This is a genomic window from Pantoea sp. DY-5 (assembly GCF_019795955.1).
Lineage (GTDB): Bacteria > Pseudomonadota > Gammaproteobacteria > Enterobacterales > Enterobacteriaceae > Pantoea > Pantoea leporis.
Genome location: NZ_JAIMIE010000004.1, coordinates 380,620 through 399,822 on the forward strand (window position 1 = coordinate 380,620; position 19,203 = coordinate 399,822).

16 protein-coding genes and 1 pseudogene are annotated in these 19,203 nt (G+C 43.9%); 7 read left to right on the top strand and 10 right to left on the bottom strand.

Features of this window, described 5'->3' with window-relative positions; genetic code table 11:
• Nucleotides 1–45: 45 nt before the first annotated feature.
• The 5 genes from K5Y30_RS15425 to yeiP form a co-directional block, all read right to left on the bottom strand.
• Nucleotides 46–1,611: a cyclic di-GMP phosphodiesterase gene (locus tag K5Y30_RS15425; RefSeq protein ID WP_222184701.1), complete on the bottom strand. Its 1,566-nt coding sequence runs from the start codon at nucleotides 1,609–1,611 to the stop codon at nucleotides 46–48.
• Nucleotides 1,612–1,891: 280 nt separating this feature from the next.
• On the bottom strand, nucleotides 1,892–2,467 hold the full coding sequence (gene mepS / locus K5Y30_RS15430) for a bifunctional murein DD-endopeptidase/murein LD-carboxypeptidase (protein WP_008105015.1): 576 nt from the start codon (nucleotides 2,465–2,467) through the stop codon (nucleotides 1,892–1,894).
• 514 nt (nucleotides 2,468–2,981) lie between these two features.
• A complete protein-coding gene (locus tag K5Y30_RS15435; RefSeq protein WP_101763698.1) occupies nucleotides 2,982–3,689 on the bottom strand; it encodes a phosphatase PAP2 family protein in 708 nt (235 codons plus the stop codon).
• 44 nt (nucleotides 3,690–3,733) lie between these two features.
• Nucleotides 3,734–4,708: a GTP-binding protein gene (locus tag K5Y30_RS15440; protein WP_192411497.1), complete on the bottom strand. Its 975-nt coding sequence runs from the start codon at nucleotides 4,706–4,708 to the stop codon at nucleotides 3,734–3,736.
• A 106-nt stretch (nucleotides 4,709–4,814) separates the two neighbouring features.
• The gene (gene yeiP / locus K5Y30_RS15445) at nucleotides 4,815–5,390 is read right to left on the bottom strand and encodes an elongation factor P-like protein YeiP (RefSeq protein WP_008105009.1); all 576 of its coding nucleotides are present in this window, start codon (nucleotides 5,388–5,390) and stop codon (nucleotides 4,815–4,817) included.
• Between the two features lie 152 nt (nucleotides 5,391–5,542).
• Here yeiP and K5Y30_RS15450 point away from each other — a divergent pair.
• The 6 genes and pseudogenes from K5Y30_RS15450 to K5Y30_RS15475 form a co-directional block, all read left to right on the top strand.
• Nucleotides 5,543–5,626: pseudogene (locus K5Y30_RS15450) on the top strand (YkgJ family cysteine cluster protein); the annotation flags it as partial.
• A gap of 110 nt (nucleotides 5,627–5,736) precedes the next feature.
• Nucleotides 5,737–5,991, top strand: coding sequence for a YkgJ family cysteine cluster protein (locus K5Y30_RS15455; RefSeq protein ID WP_222211996.1), 255 nt, complete (start codon nucleotides 5,737–5,739; stop codon nucleotides 5,989–5,991).
• 182 nt (nucleotides 5,992–6,173) lie between these two features.
• Nucleotides 6,174–6,860, top strand: a complete 687-nt coding sequence (locus K5Y30_RS15460) for an inovirus-type Gp2 protein (RefSeq protein ID WP_222211998.1) — start codon at nucleotides 6,174–6,176, stop codon at nucleotides 6,858–6,860.
• A 342-nt stretch (nucleotides 6,861–7,202) separates the two neighbouring features.
• Nucleotides 7,203–8,552 (top strand): protein kinase, encoded by a 1,350-nt coding sequence (locus tag K5Y30_RS15465; protein WP_222212000.1) that lies wholly within the window; start codon nucleotides 7,203–7,205, stop codon nucleotides 8,550–8,552.
• Between the two features lie 11 nt (nucleotides 8,553–8,563).
• The gene (locus K5Y30_RS15470) at nucleotides 8,564–9,718 is read left to right on the top strand and encodes an ATP-binding domain-containing protein (protein ID WP_222212002.1); all 1,155 of its coding nucleotides are present in this window, start codon (nucleotides 8,564–8,566) and stop codon (nucleotides 9,716–9,718) included.
• The gene (locus K5Y30_RS15475) at nucleotides 9,705–11,006 is read left to right on the top strand and encodes a hypothetical protein (RefSeq protein WP_222212004.1); all 1,302 of its coding nucleotides are present in this window, start codon (nucleotides 9,705–9,707) and stop codon (nucleotides 11,004–11,006) included. The genes K5Y30_RS15470 and K5Y30_RS15475 overlap by 14 nt, the downstream gene beginning before the upstream one ends.
• A 111-nt stretch (nucleotides 11,007–11,117) precedes the next feature.
• On the opposite strand, the gene K5Y30_RS15480 is transcribed toward K5Y30_RS15475, so the two are convergent.
• From K5Y30_RS15480 to K5Y30_RS15500, 5 genes are all read right to left on the bottom strand, one after another.
• On the bottom strand, nucleotides 11,118–11,693 hold the full coding sequence (locus K5Y30_RS15480; protein ID WP_222212006.1) for a recombinase family protein: 576 nt from the start codon (nucleotides 11,691–11,693) through the stop codon (nucleotides 11,118–11,120).
• Nucleotides 11,694–11,928: 235 nt separating this feature from the next.
• On the bottom strand, nucleotides 11,929–13,689 hold the full coding sequence (locus K5Y30_RS15485; RefSeq protein WP_222212008.1) for a hypothetical protein: 1,761 nt from the start codon (nucleotides 13,687–13,689) through the stop codon (nucleotides 11,929–11,931).
• A 1,103-nt stretch (nucleotides 13,690–14,792) separates the two neighbouring features.
• On the bottom strand, nucleotides 14,793–15,389 hold the full coding sequence (locus K5Y30_RS15490) for an OB-fold putative lipoprotein (protein ID WP_222212010.1): 597 nt from the start codon (nucleotides 15,387–15,389) through the stop codon (nucleotides 14,793–14,795).
• 560 nt (nucleotides 15,390–15,949) lie between these two features.
• On the bottom strand, nucleotides 15,950–16,492 hold the full coding sequence (locus tag K5Y30_RS15495) for a DUF1311 domain-containing protein (RefSeq protein ID WP_255606670.1): 543 nt from the start codon (nucleotides 16,490–16,492) through the stop codon (nucleotides 15,950–15,952).
• Between the two features lie 254 nt (nucleotides 16,493–16,746).
• Nucleotides 16,747–18,663, bottom strand: coding sequence for a recombinase family protein (locus K5Y30_RS15500; RefSeq protein ID WP_222212012.1), 1,917 nt, complete (start codon nucleotides 18,661–18,663; stop codon nucleotides 16,747–16,749).
• Nucleotides 18,664–18,740: 77 nt separating this feature from the next.
• Here K5Y30_RS15500 and K5Y30_RS15505 point away from each other — a divergent pair, with 77 nt between their 5' ends.
• Entirely contained in the window at nucleotides 18,741–18,938 is a 198-nt protein-coding gene (locus K5Y30_RS15505; RefSeq protein WP_370634203.1) for a Fe-S-cluster oxidoreductase, read from the top strand.
• The last annotated feature ends 265 nt before the right edge of the window (nucleotides 18,939–19,203 follow it).

Sequence of the window (19,203 nt, forward strand, 5' to 3'; positions counted from 1 at the left end):
GTGTTCCGCACTTTATGGTAGCAGTTTCATGGGGTTCGCGTGATGTTAACTCAGTGCGCGCTGGCGTTGATAATAGCTGACGAGGTTTTCGGGGCGTAACGGACGACTAAACAGATAGCCCTGCAAATGCGTCACGCCGCGATTCACCAGCCACGCCGCCTGATCGCCCGTTTCGACCCCTTCAGCCACAGTTTTGAGATTGAGTTTTTTCGCCAGTAGCAGAACTGCATCGAGCACCGGTGAGGTGACAGTTTCTGTACCAATGCTTTGCACAAAGCCGCGATCGATTTTCAGGTAATCGAACGGATATTTTTCCAGATAGATCAGTGCGCTATGCCCGGTGCCGAAATCATCAATCGCTATTTTAAAATTGTTCTCATGTAGCCAGGCGAAGATTTCTCCCGCGCTTTTTTCACCGACCATGCTGCGTTCGGTAATTTCAAACACATAGTTGAAGTGATCGGTGGGCATGATGTTAATCCATGCCTGGACATCGCGCCGGAAGCTCTCTGAAGCGAGATGCAGCGGCGAGAGATTGAGGCTCAGGCGCGTGCCGCGCGGCAGCTGTTTACAGAGAAACTGGGCATCGCGCGCCACCAGCGTGAACAGATGCTGAGTGAGCGGAATAATCAGGTTTTGCGCTTCGGCGTAGCTGATAAAGGCATCCGGCGGAATCATGCCTTCAGTGGGATGCGTCCAGCGCAGCAGCGCTTCCACGCCGTAGGGTTGTCCATCGTGCGCAGTGACCAGCGGCTGATATTCAACATGAAACTGGCCACGTTTAATGCCCTGCATGATCTCTTTGCCCGGCCGCTGATGTCGCGTCAGCAACAACCCGCTTAGGGCGGAAATCAGCAGTGAGAAGAGTAGGCCGGTCAGCAACGTCAGTGAGTAATCGCGTGGCGCTAAGGTGGTGCCAAACAGCACGAAGTGCAGATCGCTGTTATTAAAGGCTATTTCATGCAGCGATGCCGGTAAATCACTCGCGCGTACCACGTTGTTGCTGCCGCTCAACAGCGCTTTGTTGCCGACCACCAGCGCCATGCCGGTGATTTCGGGATGATAAGAGGCCAGCAGCTGATAAGGCGTCAGGCTGATGTTCATGGTGGCGAAAAGGCCGGTCTCGGCTGAACCTGGATTTTTCACCCATAGCACCAGCGCCGGTTTCTTCGGTAGCAATGGCGTGCCTTCAAGCAAGCGCATATCGCGATCGCGTTCCAGTTCAGACTCAGGAGAAATATCGTTGGCCGGCATCAGAAAAGCGCCGGTGGCAGAAGAGCAGTAAGCGTTGCCATCACGCACCAGCAGGATGGCGCGGATATTACCGGCAAAGGCGGCGCGAGAAGTGAGCTCACGACTGACGTTGTTGCAGGCTAACTGGGTGTATTGCTGTAAGGGATAAAGTGTATCGACCAGGCTTGCTATCACCTGTTGTAAATCGTCGCGGCTGTGTGCCAGAAGCTGTTCGTGTTGTTGTACACGTTTTTGCCAGGTGAGTGTTAATAGCACGGTGACAAAAAGCAGAAAGAATGCCGCGCCGATAATCGCACTATGCCAGGCGATACGGCGTGAATAACTGCGGTGGTGTTTTAATGTCCCTGACAGTGGCATGGAGTGCATTCCCCTTGTCTTGCCATTTTTTATTATGTTTATCGTTTGGTCACTACCCATTTCAGACCGCAGCCACGGTGATAACGGTGTCTGCAGCGCAATATCTGGGTATCAGGAAGTCAACGAGAATATAACGAGAGCGCGAAGAATGTCTCGTTATATTTTTGATTCTCAATTACTTTTTATCGGTTGGATTTGAGTTAAAAACTACGGGCGAAAAAAAACGCTGCCGGGGCAGCGTTTCTGATTCTCTGGCTGAGAGGATCATCAAAGAAATACGTTAGCTTGGGTTTTTAGCAAGAACCCGACGCGCTTCGCGGTAACGATTTTTCCAATAACTGTCATTCAGATTGGAAATCATTACGCCACTGCTGGTGGACGCGTGAACAAAGTTATCGTTGCCAAGATAGATGCCCACGTGGCGACCGGTAGAACCGGCGCGGAACAGCACTAAGTCACCTGCGCGCAATTTATTGCGTGAAATCTCTTTGCCGGTGTCTTGCTGTTCAGACGTTGAGCGTGGCAAATCTAAACCGAACTGCTCGCGAAAGGTGCGCTGAACAAAAGCAGAACAATCAATGCCGCGTTTGGTGTCGCCGCCTAAGCGATAACGTACACCTTTCCAGTCACTGTACTGTTCCATGATGCGGGACTTAACGTCCACGTTCTGCACCATCTGTTCAAATTCGTCCTGAGACGCTTGAAGTAAAAAACCATTCTGGTTGTTAACTTCATGATTCTCGTTATTCGCGTTCTGACCGTTATGGGTACTGCTGCATGCTGATAAAAGTGTTGCGAGTGCTACCGCGGGAATGATCCGCCTGAGGTATCTCAGAATTGGTTGAGACTTGACCATTGTACGTGTTTTCCTTCGATTTCCTTACGACAGAATGTCGTCAGCCAGATGACAAAACGGGTTGAGATTAATAAGTACGACCGTCTAAGACAAATCCTTAATTACTAAAATGTGTTAATGCACACATTTTTGTCGCTTTCAGCACCGCATTTTATGCTGTTGCTTACTAATCGGATTCGAGGTTAACCGATTACAGACCGCGTGGCGAGTGCTTTTATATAAATATTCAAAGGTTTTTTCGATGTGAAATCAATCTGTAACACAATGGCGAGTTTATCAACAATTGGCAGCGATTTAATAGCCAAACAGCGGTGCAATAAGGGGGTAATTCTGGCGCTAAGACCGATTTTAAGAGGGTTCGGGCTGGACAACTTAGGATTAAGGCTATTGTTCCGCGTTTTTCATCATAATCTTTTCTTTTACCTGAATAATGTTAGTTTGCTAATAGTTTATTCAGGTTTTAAATAAGCGCGAGCGACTGACTTTTTGTTCTATGATCACTCGCGCTTAACAATTACGTGCGCGGCTTATATTTGCCCGGCAACGAACGGTTCAGCCAATTCACCAGCTTGTCGCTGAAGGGCGTTAACAGGCACCAGCTCATGCCAACCAGCACGACTGACAACGAACCCACAGCGATATCAGTAAACCAGTGCGCACCCGCCATCACACGTGGCAGAGCAAACACCACGGTAATCATCAAACCCACCAGAAACGCGCGGAAGCCGAAATAGCGCCACATAAAGCAGGTGAAGATCATCAGCATCATGCCGTGGTCGCCAGGGAAGCTATCTTTCGAGGCATCTTTGGCCGGGATGCCGGTCAGTTCGCTTACGCGATGCACATTCTCAAAGAACAGCGTTGGGCTGGAGTGCTGTACCGGCAGCAGATGACCGAGTTGGTTCAGTACTACCGCGCTCAGCAGCATCGTGATGCCAATGGCCAGCAAACGGCGGCGACCTTGCGGTGTCTCGCGACGCCAGTAGCTTAAATAGAGCAAACCCATAGCCAACAGCGAAACCACATCGAAACCGCGGAAGTTAGTGATAGCCACTAACAGTGCGAAACCGTGATGATCAACCATCTGGTCATTGAAGCCATAAAAGATGGCTTTATCGATACCAAACCAGAACCCGTGATCCGGCGGCAGGTACCATGAAAGGAAAAGCATCACACCCAGTGCATTCAGCAGCAGGATGGTGACTAATCGAGAAGCGCGCATAGAAAATAGACTCAAAGTGAAAACAACGGGGCAACCTAACGCATCTAATTTAAACGAATCTTCAACAAAGCGGTCTGCAAAAGGTTCCAGTCAGCAGGCTGATGATGAATCAATTCGATGCGGCTATCAGGCGGTGTAGTAGGGCGGGTTTCTATAAACAAATCGTCGCCCTGGCGATTGATATTCACTAAACCATCGGCAGTGCGCAACACACCTTTAACGCGATCAACCGGCGCATGCCTTGCCCACTCTAGCGCTTTAATCGTATCAAACACGGTTTCACCATCGAAAATCCAGCCACAGGAAGCATAGCCCTGGCCTTCATTTAGCGCACGACGCCAGCGCGCCTGGCCATCCAGTTTCAGTGCGGCCAAGCCTTGTGGACGTGAATTCTGGTGGTGATGTGCTGCATCGGGAACCGCACGATCCGCCAAGGCGGGTTGAGTCAACAGCGCGGGATCGATGCGTCCCCACGCCGCTTCCACCAGCTGACGCTCGCCCAAAAATTGCTGTTGCCAGGTGTGTAAACGCTGACGATCATCATCGTTCCAGCGGTCGCTTTTGTTCGCCACGATGATATCGGCCGCCACCAGCTGATCGCGGAAATTCTCATTCTCCACTACGCGTGCGTCGGCAAGCTGGCGCGGATCGAGCAGCGTTAAGGTGGCATCCACCTGAATCCAGGGTTGATAGACGGCAGCACGCAGCATGTTCAGCAGCTGTTTGGGATGGCCAAGGCCGGTAGGTTCGATAATCAGACGATCGGGTTTCGCCTGCTTCAGCAGCATGTTTAGCCCAACCTGCAGCGGCAAGCCGTTCACGCAGCACATGCAGCCGCCGGGAATCTCTTTCAGCGTGGCACCGCGATCGGCGAGCAGTGCGCCGTCGATGCCAATTTCGCCAAATTCGTTGACCAGAATCGCCCAGTTTTCATCCGCGGGTTTATTGGCTAACAGATGCAGCAGAGTGGTGGTTTTTCCGCTGCCGAGAAATCCGGTGATGAGGTTTACGCGCGTCACAAAAGGGCTCCCAAAAAAAGAGAATAAATCGCGCGTGGATGAGAGGCATCCGGCGCGCACGGCCTTGTTATACTATAACAATCACCGGCCGCCGGACGGAAGCACGTTATGAGTCAGCGCGTCCCATATAACGACGTTCAGCAATATGAATGCGGATGCGATCGCCATTACTTAGGTATTCCGGCACCTGAATGGATAAGCCGGTGCTCATGCCTGCGGGTTTGGAGCGGGCGCTGGCGGAGGCGCCTTTAATGCCCGGCGAGGTATCAACAATTTCCATATCGACGGTTTGTGGCAATTCAAGAGCCAATACCTGGCCGTCCATCGTCAGCACCTGAATACCGGGAATGCCGCCTTCGGGAATAAACAGCAGCTCTTCTTCGATCTGCTCTTTTTTGAAGTTGTATGGCGTGTAGTCTTCGTCATCCATAAACACATACTCATCACCATCTATATAGGAGAAGGTGACGGCGCGGCGGCTGAGCGAAATGGCGTCAATAATATCATCGCCCTTGAAACGCTCTTCCACTTTCAGGCCGGTGCGGACATCGGTAAAACGCATCTTATAGAGCGTCGCGGCACCGCGAGCACTTGGGCTCTGTACATCAATGTCTTTCACCAGCAACAGTTTGCCGTTCCAGGTGACAGCCATCCCTTTTTTGATCTCATTTGCCTTTGGCATGGTGTTTTTCTCGCTGACAGGAGGTTAATGCGCGTCACGTTACTCGCGCGGCGAAAAACTGGCAAGTCAGCCAATGTAAAATTGTTGCCACTGCATGGCATTCGCGTTCTGGGACTGTTATTGTCGCGGCGAATTCTCTGCAGGAGCGCATGATGTTTTGTCGTGACCATTGCGGTGCCTGTTGCACAGCCCCCTCAATCTCGTCCCCGATTCCTGGCATGCCGCACGGCAAGCCTAACAGTCAATTATTCACAGTATGATTTTGTTGGATATGAACCATGTGATCGCTATGATTGTTTTCTGTTAATTTAATGGAAATACAGAGGTCAGGTGAGGAAGGTTTCTAATGCAGTGTCGTATTGATTGTGGTGCATGTTGCATAGCCCCCTCGATATCGAGCCCAATTCCTGGGATGCCACAGGGCAAACCAGCAAATGTAAGGTGCGTCCAGTTATCGGAAGACAACTTATGCAAAATTTTTGATTCGAAGCTACGTCCAAAAGTATGCGGTAGTCTTCAACCTTCTTACGCTATGTGTTCAACAAACCGTGAGGAAGCATTGTCCTACTTGATACATCTTGAAAGGCAGACATCGCCTTGAAAACTAGTTGCTATAAATATTATAGTGGGGTATAGTGATAAAGAATTGATGTGGAAACTTTTCGGAGTTAGCCGTGTCACACTTAAGCCTGCCATTTGCCAATGACTGCGGGGGTTCTTGCCAGAAGAGCGTCACCACTAGTTACTGGTTATTATTAATATCTATTAAGTGGTGTTAGTTAAGTGTCTCTAGATCCCTTCTTGTTGCCTGAGCAAAAAATAACCAACCATCGAGATAATGGCCGTTACAGCCTCATTGTATCCTCAGAATATGTTTTGGGTGGTTTGCTATACCGTTTGAATTTTGATCCGCAGAAAAAAGGCCATCACCCGATTAGAAGGGAAATTATTGATGCGTTCATCAAGCAGCTGCGTGCCATTCAATCCCACTATAGCAAGGTGTTTGCCTTCAGATTCGACCTATCAGTTCCAGAGGGTATGTCCGTAAGTCAAAGTAATGATTTAGTTAGCGAGCTTTTTGGGCGTTTAAGAGGTCGTTTTAAAAAGAAGGCTTGGAACAAGCAACCAATAAAAAAGTTCGCCTACGGCTGGGTGAGAGAGAGGGAGTCTGCTGCTCAGGTTCATTACCATTGCTGGATTGCCCTTCCGCATTTCCAAGTTGATACCGCTGGTTTCCGCAATAGTGGTATGGTTGGAATTATTAGTGAGTTGTGGGAAGAATTGACAAGTGGTATTGGTCGAGTTCATTTACCTGATGGTCGCTACGCTCTTAAGCAAGGTGATCATGCTTCATTGGTGGATTTAGTTGAACGTCTATCATATCTCGCGAAAAATCGTGGCAAGGTTTCATTAGGAGAAGGCCAGAGGATTTTTTCGACCTCAAAACTCAATATGAAACAGCCAAACTAACATTAATGTTTATCCTTCCTTTAAGCCATTTTAAGAGCCTCCTTATCTAACTAGTATCACTGCATTGCCTGAGTCATTACCGTCGTCCATAGGCTCTCTGAGGAGGCTTAGAGGCATTCCGGATAGAGGGCGTTGTGAGCAGATGCAAGAAACCTTAACTAAAACTATCTGCCCAAACTTGTATGCAAGCAGCTCACGTTGACTTTAATCTATGCAGTATGCGCTTCTCGCATAAACTCCCAACACTTTTCCAATTCAGCATTATTGCAAATCGTTCAATTTCCTAGTTTCATGGTTAGAGCCATTGGTAGGGATTAGATTGATTAAATTTGTGAGATGCATATGGATAAAGCTAAAGCTAAACGAATGGTAGAAAGCCTTAAAGATAAAAAGGTAGGCAGCTGGAGAGTTGGCAAATTTCTCGGTAGTGGAGGCTCCGCCCTAGTTGTTGAAGGGTTTCGCGATGGTCTAAAAATAGCCCTTAAAATCATTGATCCTGATTTGGAGGCTAAGTACGGCCCTGAAAAACAAGAAACTAGGATCAGCTACGAACAAAAGCTTGTCGGCAAAAACCACCCTAACTTAGTCAAAATTTACGATGGCGGAAGGTGTGCTGATACGAAGTTGCTTTTTGTTGCAATGGAGTACCTGCCATTCAAAAATCTTGATGAAATCGATGAGCCTCTTCCTCGTGAAAACATATTAAAGATTATTGTTCAGGTAGCTCAAGCAGCACAATTTCTTGAGGAATTGGATATTTGCCACAGGGATATTAAACCTGAGAATATTGTCATCACTCCCGATTTTGAAAGAGCAATCTTGCTTGACTTGGGGATTTTGATGCCTATGAATCCAAATGACTCTAAGGATGCTGGAACTGGAGACAACTTCATCGGCACTATTCGGTACAGCCCGCCAGAGTTTGTATGGCGCAGTGAAGAAGGTACTAGAGAGGGATATCGCGCTATTACTTTTTACCAGATAGGCGCAGTTCTACACGATTTAATAATGGGAAGACGCATGTTTGATAATGTGTCGGGACCTATGGCTAAACTGATTGATAGCGTTACTAATCAGTCAGTAATTATTGATGCTATCGACGTAGATCAACGCTTGATAAACCTTGCTCGCGATTGTCTTCAAAAAGATTGGCAAACCCGCCTGCGTCTTGTTAACTGGAATTCATTTGATATGACAGTGACACATAAACAAGATGCTCGTGATCGGATTAGGGCCTATATGCAGAGTGGTAGTGGGGTAGTTTTAGAGACTGAGCCAGTTTCTAAAGGAGTATTTCACCATCAGTTAAAAGCGATTGCTCTTTCAATAAGGGATTTTTTGCGTAAATTATGCTTAAAGAACAGTGACTTACCTAGAGCCTTGGTAGACTATTATATTCAGACTGATAAAGTTATTGTTTGGGCTGAGTTTGAAGGTTCTACTCAACATCAGTTATGTAAAGGTGCACGCCTAACTGTTGTGGCAACTCCAGTGGATCAACAGACGGCCATTGTAGAGGCAGCGGGAACTTGGGGGCAATTGGATGCAAACGCAAAGTGTAATCGAGTAGGCACTCTTCGTTCAGATATCGAAGATATCTCTGGTAATCTAGAACAAATGTTATACGAACTAGTTGCCAACGCTATGTCTAATCCAAACCCTAAAATTGGCACATCAATACAAATTACATGAGAAAGGAAGCTATGCAAACATGGTGGCGCAGTGCGAATGAATTAGATGAAGATCAGCGCAATATAATGAGCTTGCCTCCTGATGGTAGCTTCGTTCTAAGAGGGCCACCTGGTTCAGGAAAAACCAATCTTTTATTGATGCGTGCTGCATATTTAACCTCTCTTCGACGCAACATTGCTGTGGTGGTGTTAAATCGAAGCCTTGCTGAGTTTATCCGATCTGGAGCGCAAGCCTATGGACTTGATCCCAATAGCGTTTTCACTAGTCGTGGTTTAGTTACAGAAATGGCCCGTGAAGCAGGCATTACTTTAGACAAAAATGCCTCATATGAGAGCGGGAGGGAAGAAGCATTACAGGCTCTGATTAATATTCATAAAAAAACTAATGGCCCAATATATGATGCCATTTTTGTGGATGAAGCCCAAGATCACAATGCTCAGGAAATACAGGCTCTTCGAGCTCTTACTCGGGATCTATTTCTTACTACCGATTCTCGACAGATGATTTATGCAGGTGGGACAGCAGCCGACAGATTTACCGATATAGTTGATGATGTGAAAACATTAAACTTTCATTATCGGTGCAGCCACCAGATTTGTGATCTTGCCGACTCGATTGGAAAAACGTTTACCAGTGGATATGAACGTATTGCACCGTCTAGTAGGTATCCGTTAGAAGCAAATAATGAGATGGTTCGCGTTTATAATGGTAATTTATCAGACCAAGCAAATCTTATTGGTGAACGCTTAGCAGGGCAGGTCAGGGCTTATCGAGGTGAACTAATAGGTGTTTTTGCTCCCAGACGTGAAGATGTGGCTTTTATAGCTGGTTCCTTACGTGACTTAGGGCTCGGTGACTTGTTGACGGTTCAAAGTAGCGATGAGGGTTATTTTCCTTTGGATGTAAGTAGGCCTATTTGCTTATCGACTGTTCACGGTGCGAAAGGACTAGAGTTTCAAGCCGTGCATTTTGCCGCTGCTGAGACTGTCAGGTCATGCGGTGCGAACCAGAAACGTGTTGCTTTCACAGGTGTTACCCGTGCTAAATCCTCATTATCTATCTATCACGATGGACAATTACCAGGATATTTAAATGCAGCACTTGAACCATATAAAGAGCAAGCAGTAATAACTGATTGGACGAGTATCTTCAATGCGCGAAATTAAAGTTAGTATAGCTCGTTTCGAAAGAGATAGGCTTCCAGAACTGCTTCAAGGTGAAATTGTTCCAGAGCAAAGCATATCGCTTTCGCGACTCGCAAATGAAAAGTTTATTGCATATGAGCTCATAGCTGTTTGGAAAAGTGAGCGTGATTACCTCAACCCTCTACCACATTTCATTGTCGGCTCGCCCGAGGCTTTATCAGATCTTTGTGCATGGTCCGCAGCTTTCATGAAAGATATTGGGCCTCTATCAGGGATTATCAGACTTGTAGAACCATATCAAGTCAAGGCATTACCTAAAACAGTAATTAACAAATTCAATAGCCACCTTGAAATAGTTAGTCGACAAGTAGCAATAATTTTAGCTGAAGTTATCGCGAGGACATCTTCCGGAAATTTTTCAGATCGTATTGAATTGAAGTCTTGCTTAAGTACTGTGTCATTCTCAATATTTTTGGCGGAAAATCGTGGGCTAAAAATAGATGCTAAAGAGATATCTGACAGATGGACAAAAGCTCGCGGTCTTGCACAAGCGAGTGAACAAAATCGGGTAACAAAATCCGTATTGTCAGCCTATATGCTTGTTAATCAAGATTCTTATTTAAAATCATCAGATGTCGAACATCGAAATCCTGAGCTTATTTTTGAACCTGATTCACTTGAAAATGATTATTTAAAAAAACTACTTAATGAACCTGGGTTTAACCGTAAGCCTAAGGAAGATTTGGTTAAAGTAATTGATTATATTATACCAAAACTTATCAAGAATCATGCGGATGAGTCCTTGGACTATCTTCCTTTTGCTAAGCTACTCACACAGACTACCAGTGGACTAGCGAACCAAGTTGCATTGCTCGGTCAGTCGGTATCAGCTTTGCCTGAACTGGTTTTATTGCTCGGAGTTTTGAATGGAACATCAGCCGCACCTGACATTTTATCATCATACAACGGGATTGGATGGAAACTTATTTCTCGTTTAACAGAGATGTTGGATCCTTTCAAACGTCCTGATTGTGACATATCTTTCGAAGAAGCTTATATGTACTCGAGGATTAATGATAATACAAAATCATTAGGGAATAGACAAAGAGTTGAAATCGCTTGGGGCATAAATGTTGAAGTTATAGTTAATAGAGGAGGAACTAGCACATCTTCATCTAGTATCTCATCTAAAAGCAACGTTCATCAGCCAGAAATTATTCCCGCTATTAGCTCTATTGAGCGTCGACTTAAAGATGCTATGGATATGCTTCGATATCTTAAAGACCAACAAATCGATAGAAAAAACTAATAGTTTTTTTAGCCGTTAGTATCACTGCCTCTTAAATGAGGTGGTGAATGATTTAAAATTAGCCTTTAAGTTTTTGGTTTTAATAGCTGAAGAAGGTGATTTTTGAAAGCATCATTCTTTCATGCGCCAGTTTCTTTTAATAGTAGGTAGACTCAATCCTAGCTTGAGCGCAGCTTTTGACTGACTAATCCCTAATGATTTCGCTTCTTGCACGCGTTTAAATGTATTAATTGCAATAGGGCGTCCGAGTTTCTTTCCTTCCTTCTTAGCGCGTTCCAATCCTTCTTTAGTTCGCTCTATGATTCGGGATTTCTCAAATTCAGCGAATGCGGAGAACATTTGCAACAGCAATCTTCCCTCTGCGCAGGCAAGGTTACGAACGGGAAGATCTAGTGAAACAACATCAATTCCCCTCTCAATCAGCATTGCAATTGTTTGCTGCACGTCAATGTTATTACGGCCTAGCCTATCTAGTTTCAATACAACTAACTGATCTCCCCTCTCAAGCTTATGGTTAACCAAATCGGCAAAATTTCTACGCTTCATTGCCTGCACTCCTCCTGATACTACTTCAGATATGACACGATGTTCCATTACATGATACCCAGCATGTTGAATTGCCATGATTTGATTTTCGGTCGTTTGCTCATCAGTTGAAACGCGGCAATATGCAAAGATGCGGCCCATAATATTCTCCTTATCAGTATCAATAAACGGTATCATATTCGCTAGGTGGTTTCATTAAATTGATAGGCTGACTTTATGATACTGACATATGGTGTCTTTAGTCGTATCGTTAAATGAACGATTTTTGATACCATTTAGGGAATTGTTAAAGCGACACAAGCAAAGTTTTTTCGAAAAGAGCAGCGATTGATTACACATTAACTGATGCCTATCATGCACCGCAGCTTTAGCGATATCACCGTATTGATTCTTCTTCGAACAGTAGCTTTCCAATCCACCAAATTGATTGACCAAAATTGGATATTAGTTGTTCGCCTTGCTTCAAATATGAATTGCTATCATCAATAGCTGCGAGCCTTAATGCATCCCCGATTTTCGAACTAGTAGGGTGAGCATCGCCCACTCGCATATCGTACGCCCCTGCTATGGGACCAAAAATTTTACGAGCTTTCTCTTGTCCAATTTTTTGGGCCAATACATCTTCAAGCAGTTTATTAGAACCTAGTTTAGCCTTATTGTCGTGTGTCGAAAGTTTACGAAGCTCGCGTATATCCAACCGATCAGAAAAAACACGTACAAGTTCTTTTGCTAACCTCAAAAGGGATGCCTGATCTTTACTGGCGAAGCGGGAAACTTGCTTCAAAGACTCATTTCGATCAATTTCATGCGTGAAAATAGGAACGTTAAGTACTTCTTTAAAGCCAACTTCAAGCAAATCAATGACTTTGAAAAAAAGCTCTTCGACTGCATGGGTTGATACTGGTTTGGCTTTCACCTGAGATTCCAAAAGCTCACTTGAAACCTTCCCATCAGGAGCTAAGTTGTGCGCAGCCCATATATGTTGCTCCCAAGCCGGAAGGCGGGCCACATCATAAGCGTAGATGGTTATTAAATCGGAGGAATTTATACCGAAATGGGTTGAATACCCGGAAGTAGAAATGATCCCTCCAGTTTCTGATGAAAACCATCGAAGTGAAAAACCTCGAAGAGTAAGAAGCTCGTTTACTATACTGGGACGGAACCACAACCATCTTCCGACATCTTCATTATTTAATTCGACTGATGCCAAACGAGTTCCATCGGTATCAACGATGAAGGATGGTAGGTTTTTATCTGCATCTCCTCTTACGCGTGTACTGATTCCTTGATGTTCAATCCATTCATCTCGCCAGAAATTACCCTCAACGCGAACACCTTTATAACCTCCTTTTTGCCCTTGAGATTTTTCATAATCGGTATTTTCATCAGTTTCAGGCCCCATCACGGGTGCATCTTCATCTTCGTCAACATCCGTTCTCCATGCCCGGAACAGAGCCCAACCACCGCCAAATACGTCATTGATTTCGCGAATTAGTAACTCGTATCGTCCACTGTCGCGCTTTTCTTGGTGACTCTTCAAATTTGCATACAGGCTTGTTTCAAGGGCGGCGACATTTTCCACTCTTTGACGGTAGTAAGAAAGTCGTAACGATAGCTTCCTGGCTGCTAAATAATCGAGCAAAAACTCTCTCTTGATCTCGATTGAACGTTGTTCGCCATCATTATCGAGAACTTCACGAGCGACAACTACAAAATTTTCTTCCGGTCTAACCCATTTCTCTCCTTCTTTGATGAGGCGAAGTGCTGCAACAAGGTCAGGATTGAGTATCCATTGTCTTCCTCCAACTACTGGCAGCGGCAATTCCAAAACTAGATGGGTGCCTATTGGTTCTCTATCATTATATTGATACTCATCAATAGCTGAATAATATCCATCCTCGTAAGCGTAAGGCGCTATCGTGGTGCCAATCCCTATTTCGCTCCAGCTCAAGCTTTCGGCGACCTCTCGACTCTCTGGTGGGAATGCAACTGAACCACATCCAAAAAATTCATTGATGTAGCCTACATCTTTGACATTTCCTTGCTTATTATCTGACGATTGCCGCAAGGGTATCCAAGTTGATTTGGAAAACGTACGTCGAGTCTCTTTCTTTTGAAGTATCCAATCTTTATCCATCTGCCGTAATCCCTTTTGAAAATAACGGAAAAATTGAAAATTCCGTCCTAGATTAGAATTGGAGGATATCCCAGACTACAAATATCGGTGAATGTGGCCTTTGACTAACCCACTATACCCACGAACCGCGGGAAGGAAACTATGCAATAAAAGGTTATATCTCCGATTTTTCTTATGAGCAAGTCTTGTGGGGAATTGTTTATCAAAGTATTGAAATAAAGTACCTTTTATTAAAATTGGCTACAAGTATGACAAACGATGTGACTCTGTAGGACAGGTCTAACACAAGGTCAGTGTTATCTTTCTGCGAAGTGTAATGTTCGAGGTAGGGTGTTTGATTCTTACCTGAAGCTGGTTAAAGAAGTGTATTGACTTAAATCCAAACAAACAAGCCGGTTACCGAACGGTGCCGGGCTAAAGCCAGTTAAATGTTACTGTAGTGGCGTCCTTCGATTATGATAGGCATATTCAAGTTTGAGGATATATCTCTAATCAATCACTAGAACGCTACTTGCCATATCAACTGTCTACTTCAACTTTGACCCCACCTCGCTCATATTTGATTTTGAATCTGTATACCTTGTCGCAACTAACCGTGACTTCATCCTTTAAGAAAGCAGTCTGAACATCATCCACACTGTCACATTAATAACCCACGTAGCGGATCTAAGATTACACCTTTTGTTTGTCCATCTGCTCAGTAATGACGGCCTCTAGCAGTACGCGCACCAACCTTCGAATCACACAATGAATTCATAATTTTTACAGTCTATATAGCTAATTGATCAATTTTCCCCATCTAATCTGAAAGAGATTATTGATTATGAGAATTTCAGAACACATTACTGAACGAAAGAGTTTAGGAAGGAGATGAAGTTGCAGGTCAGTGGGAATTGCCCATGCGATACAAAGTGAGATACAGTTTATGATACATGACAAACAGCAGTTCCGAAGATGCCTGATGTTTTGGGATACGTCCCTGACTTATTGTTAAGGTGATTTTTTCGAATCCGAAAGAGTACAAGATGTTTTGATTAAATCATTTAATTTTCTGGTTAGTGATGCAGGGGGGGAGCCCCTGCATTTCAAGCACGTATTGAGCCTTACTTATAGCAAATTTCCCGATCATAGATCCCACCATTTATAGCCAATATTTGTCTTTTCTTCTTTGAAACCATATCAGTCATAATTTGTGAGTTGTCTAAAAAAATACCCTCAAATGTACCAGGGCGTGCATTCCATCCGGCTATAATTACTGTGTCTCCCACGTTTAACGTAGCTACCTTATCGTTATCATAATCCGTATTTTCAAAAATAAATTTCATTCCTTCCTTCGAACCAGAAATATCCAAAGTGACTAACGGGTTTTTACTGAATGTAGCAGTGCCGATGCTTTTTATTATACCTGTAACCATTAATCGACACTTTTTAAAATTGTTAGTTGCCCTAAATTCATGTTCTTTAAATTGTGAATAAACTTCTTCTGCTGTATAGAGCCTCGGGAGTATATCGATAATAGGCGGTCTGGATAATTTCGAGGTTTGATGTAAGGATTCAGTATCTGCGTTCAAATTCGGCTTTACTTCACTTGATTTGGCTTGGTATTGGGTTAGTTCGATTCCCTGAAAAAAGTAAAAACTGAATGCAATAGCAACAGTTATGACTGGTTTTTGTATGCGACATTTAATTCGTGATTTCATTGTTATTTTCCATAATTTTCATCTTAACTATCTTATTTCCTTCGCGATAAATTTTTACATCTTCCGACGGAGACTTCACTGCGTTTCTGATCTCATTTAATGCGTTATTGGATAACAGATCGCAACTTATCATATACATAATCTTACGGGTCTCGGTATCTGATATGTCAGTGAAAAATCCATTGATCCATGCATCCGGTATTTCAATTCTATGTATCATTTTCATATATTCAAGGATAAAAATATCAGTCAGGATAAACTTCCCAACTATGTATTTTCCTTTATAAGTATGATTAGAATGTGAAGTCACCCAATCATTTTTATTAACCAAAGTTAGAGTTTTTCTTTTAATTTTTAAACTCCAGTTTACCAATGCGTTTGTTGGTCATGTCGATATGCCATTTCTGGTTAACGTTCATCTATGTTTTTGATTTATCAATTATTTTTTAGAAGCGAATAAGCATTTTCGTATTGCAGGGCCATGTTTTGAACCAGAACTAAAATTTCTTTTGGATTGCTTCATTATTACAATTTTCGATAAGTGGGTTAAAAGTATTGCTCTAAGGAGATTCACTACTTTTATCATAGAAAATAGGTGCGCGGACCCCTTGATTATAGTCATTTGCTGCTTTTTCCCACACGGGTTGCCCATTTGCAGTCAACATTTTTCCGAATTCTTGTGTGTTGAAGCTATAACTACGAATCTCACCATTAAAATTCATCTTCACATTGACTACAGTTGATTTTGAAATACCAGTCAAGAAATCCCCAGCTTCTGAGCCAAGTGAGCAGACTAACTCCTTAGTAGCGTCATTATTCTTTGGGCGTAGTCCATGCATGTTGAAACTGGCGTTATCAGTATTAGCAGTAACTTCTACTAGCGGCACGATTGAGGGTGATCTCTTAGCCATAACGAAACATATCCCCTTTAGATTTGCTTCTCTGTCCATCCCGAGAAACATAAGGGCTTTTTGGTCGCTGCTGGCGACACCTGCTGATTTTGCCTCTGGTAGGAAGTAAACGGAACTAGGGGCGGCGGTTGCTCCTGAAATGACAATGACGCCTGAGAGTATGATTTTTAATATTTTTATGATGGGTTTCATTCTGGATGCCTCTATCCTCTAGCACTCAATCGGGCAGAGCACTCATCCCATGAGTATGGTTTTAAGGAAAAATTGTCTAAGAATGATAATCCTACATTGATCTGTTTAATCTATCAATAATGGATTATTGATCTATAAAAACGATCAATATTGGCATGTAAAGCCTAAGATAGGCTTTGATGTAGCAGAGGTATGGATAGGCTTTATGGAGGGGGTGGCTTGTTTCCCCTTGTCATCTGACAAGGGGAAGTGATTTATAGTGGAAGTTTTTCTAAATCTTCCAGAGAGTTGATTTCGTACTGAATGCCATTAACAGTTGCATATGATTTGCTTGTAGTGCTATCCACCTTTATTGCTACTCCATCGCTTTCGCTCCGGCACATATCATTTTCCAGTTCAGTTATAAATGTCGGGTTTAGAATGCTGATTTCATGCGTTTCTTTAATATGCTGCGCAAATTTTTCAGGCGAAATAAGTTCATCAATGAAGGAGTGCAATACAAGGCCCTGCATTTTTAGTAAGTTATGATCGTTAACTGTTTGAGATTCAACATACGAAACTCCAGGCGAACGGTTGCGGTTGAATTTTATTACAATTCTTTGTTTGGTATCGTCAGAAAAAATCAACTCAAAGTAACCATGTCGCTCATTAAGGTCATGACAATTAATTCTTTTGATTGCTTGCTTCACCTTCAATCTAATCCTCTTACGTTCAGGATTTTTAGTGTCATTAACATCGAAGTGTTGGAATTTCTCCCAGCCCGTAGTTTGAATCTCAGAACGATTAATTTTGTACTGCTGAAATTCCTTTTCAAGCGTGGTGATTTTATGCTTGTTCGAGTTAATCTGCTCTGCTAGTTCCTCAATGCTGTCCGTTAAAGTTGCTAGCTTTAGCAGTTTCTTAACAGCGCCTGAAATTTTTTCAATCTCAGATTCAAACCAAGCAGTTTTATCTTCTTGATGGTTGTTCCAAACGTGATCAGCTATTAGTTGCAAAACAGTGTGCTCAAGCTGATATGACGTAAAGCCTTTCTTACCGCAAGGCTTACCCTGAACAATCTTTGAGCCGCAGATATAACGGTATTTGTTTAAGTTCGAACCCGATTTGAACATGAAAGATCCACACTTTCCGCAAAACAGAATGCCAATACCTGATAGAAGCGGGATCTCGGGTTCAGGGTTGCCCTCTGGGTATTTCGAGGAACTACGGGTAATTGCCCTGTGTCGGTCTAGTTTTGATAGGGTCAGATAATCAATTTCTGACATCAATTCTGGATAGTAGTCAGGAATAGCGAACGTTTCTTTCAATGGCTCTTCTGAATCTGATTCGTATACAACAGAACCCGATTCATCGCGCTTATCAAGCGTAAAAACCTTTTGCCCATGAACAGTAGGATTTAAGAATGTTCGAATTAAGTGCTTGCCCCATTTGTCCGTTTTAGGGGGTTTCGCTTGGCCTGTTGCATCTTTATAAACCCTCTTTTTGGGGGCAGGGTAATGTTCATTAAGATATCGCTGTATACCGAGCAGCGTTTCACCGCTCTGTTTTAGTTCGATAATCTTTTGTGCTGCTAAGAAATACATAGTGTGAGGGAGTACTTGACCTGATTTAGTGTCCACCCACCAAACGTTCTGACCGACTGATTCTATGGCCTTTGCAGGTGTTCCGGGCTCTCTGGCAAGATTCTCTCTTATCAAGGAGCGGGCCTGAGCTTCAACCCGATTCTTTTTTGTTAAGGATTCATCGTGTGCGCGAGTAAACATCAACAAAGAGATGATCAGATCGGTCGGATTGTTTTTAACGTCTGAGTATCTGTAAATCTTTTCATCCATTCCTGTGACGACAACTATTCCTTTGCTAAGAATGCTTTTGAATAGATCTAAAGCACTCCAGGCGTCATCACGGCTCAAACGATCAAGATTTTCTACGACCAACCACGATCCAACTGGGACTTTAACCCCAATTTGTTTGATAAACTCTGATAGCTTTCCTTTATCTGCATTCTTACCCTTGAACGCGGACATACCCAAATCATGAAAAGCTGTTGTATCAAGTTCTAAATCAAAGCGGGTCGCAATTTTCAGAGCGATATCTTGCTGACGCTCCAATGAGTTACCTTCTCGTTGTTTCGCAGAGGAAAAACGCACATACGAATACAGCTTGGGTTTCATAAAGATAGTTACCTTTGGTCGACGCGCACTGAAAAACAGTCTGGAAATGTTAACAGTGGGGTTGTGAAATTTAAACAGTGAATAATGATATTATAGGCAAGCCGGCCAACACGCGTTGCGTACAGCTTGATGAGCAACAGCGCTGCAAAATCTTTGGTTCACCGCTGCGTCCGGCGGTCTGTGCTGGCTTACAGCCCAGCGCCGAAATGTGCGGCAGTAGCCGTGATAGCGCCATGACATTTCTGCTTAAACTGGAAGCCGAGACGGCGCCCTGAAGCACTGCTGACGCATAGCTGAAGAATTGGGTTTAATGCCGTTGGTCTGTACAGCAAAAGCATCAGCCTGCCTGCCGGTAAAAATCTTAAATCCAACATGAAGTGTGCGGAACGTCAAAAATCTGCTACTCAGATCGCGCATTTTCTTGCCTGCTGTACGTGGCTGTACCATATTCCCTGAAACGTTTCAGCGTTGCCATTCCGGCTAAGTCCGCGATGCATAGCATCTTTTTACATCATCTAGCTGAAACGATTCAATACAGTA

Bases quoted from the DNA above. Each gene is read 5' to 3' on its own strand.
- K5Y30_RS15425 (WP_222184701.1), bottom strand. From the start codon at position 1,611: ATGCCACTGTCAGGGACATTAAAACACCACCGCAGTTATTCACGCCGT.
- mepS (WP_008105015.1), bottom strand. From the start codon at position 2,467: ATGGTCAAGTCTCAACCAATTCTGAGATACCTCAGGCGGATCATTCCC.
- K5Y30_RS15435 (WP_101763698.1), bottom strand. From the start codon at position 3,689: ATGCGCGCTTCTCGATTAGTCACCATCCTGCTGCTGAATGCACTGGGT.
- yeiP (WP_008105009.1), bottom strand. From the start codon at position 5,390: ATGCCAAAGGCAAATGAGATCAAAAAAGGGATGGCTGTCACCTGGAAC.
- K5Y30_RS15455 (WP_222211996.1), top strand. From the start codon at position 5,737: ATGCAGTGTCGTATTGATTGTGGTGCATGTTGCATAGCCCCCTCGATA.
- K5Y30_RS15465 (WP_222212000.1), top strand. From the start codon at position 7,203: ATGGATAAAGCTAAAGCTAAACGAATGGTAGAAAGCCTTAAAGATAAA.
- K5Y30_RS15470 (WP_222212002.1), top strand. From the start codon at position 8,564: ATGCAAACATGGTGGCGCAGTGCGAATGAATTAGATGAAGATCAGCGC.
- K5Y30_RS15475 (WP_222212004.1), top strand. From the start codon at position 9,705: ATGCGCGAAATTAAAGTTAGTATAGCTCGTTTCGAAAGAGATAGGCTT.
- K5Y30_RS15480 (WP_222212006.1), bottom strand. From the start codon at position 11,693: ATGGGCCGCATCTTTGCATATTGCCGCGTTTCAACTGATGAGCAAACG.
- K5Y30_RS15485 (WP_222212008.1), bottom strand. From the start codon at position 13,689: ATGGATAAAGATTGGATACTTCAAAAGAAAGAGACTCGACGTACGTTT.
- K5Y30_RS15490 (WP_222212010.1), bottom strand. From the start codon at position 15,389: ATGAAATCACGAATTAAATGTCGCATACAAAAACCAGTCATAACTGTT.
- K5Y30_RS15495 (WP_255606670.1), bottom strand. From the start codon at position 16,492: ATGAAACCCATCATAAAAATATTAAAAATCATACTCTCAGGCGTCATT.
- K5Y30_RS15500 (WP_222212012.1), bottom strand. From the start codon at position 18,663: ATGAAACCCAAGCTGTATTCGTATGTGCGTTTTTCCTCTGCGAAACAA.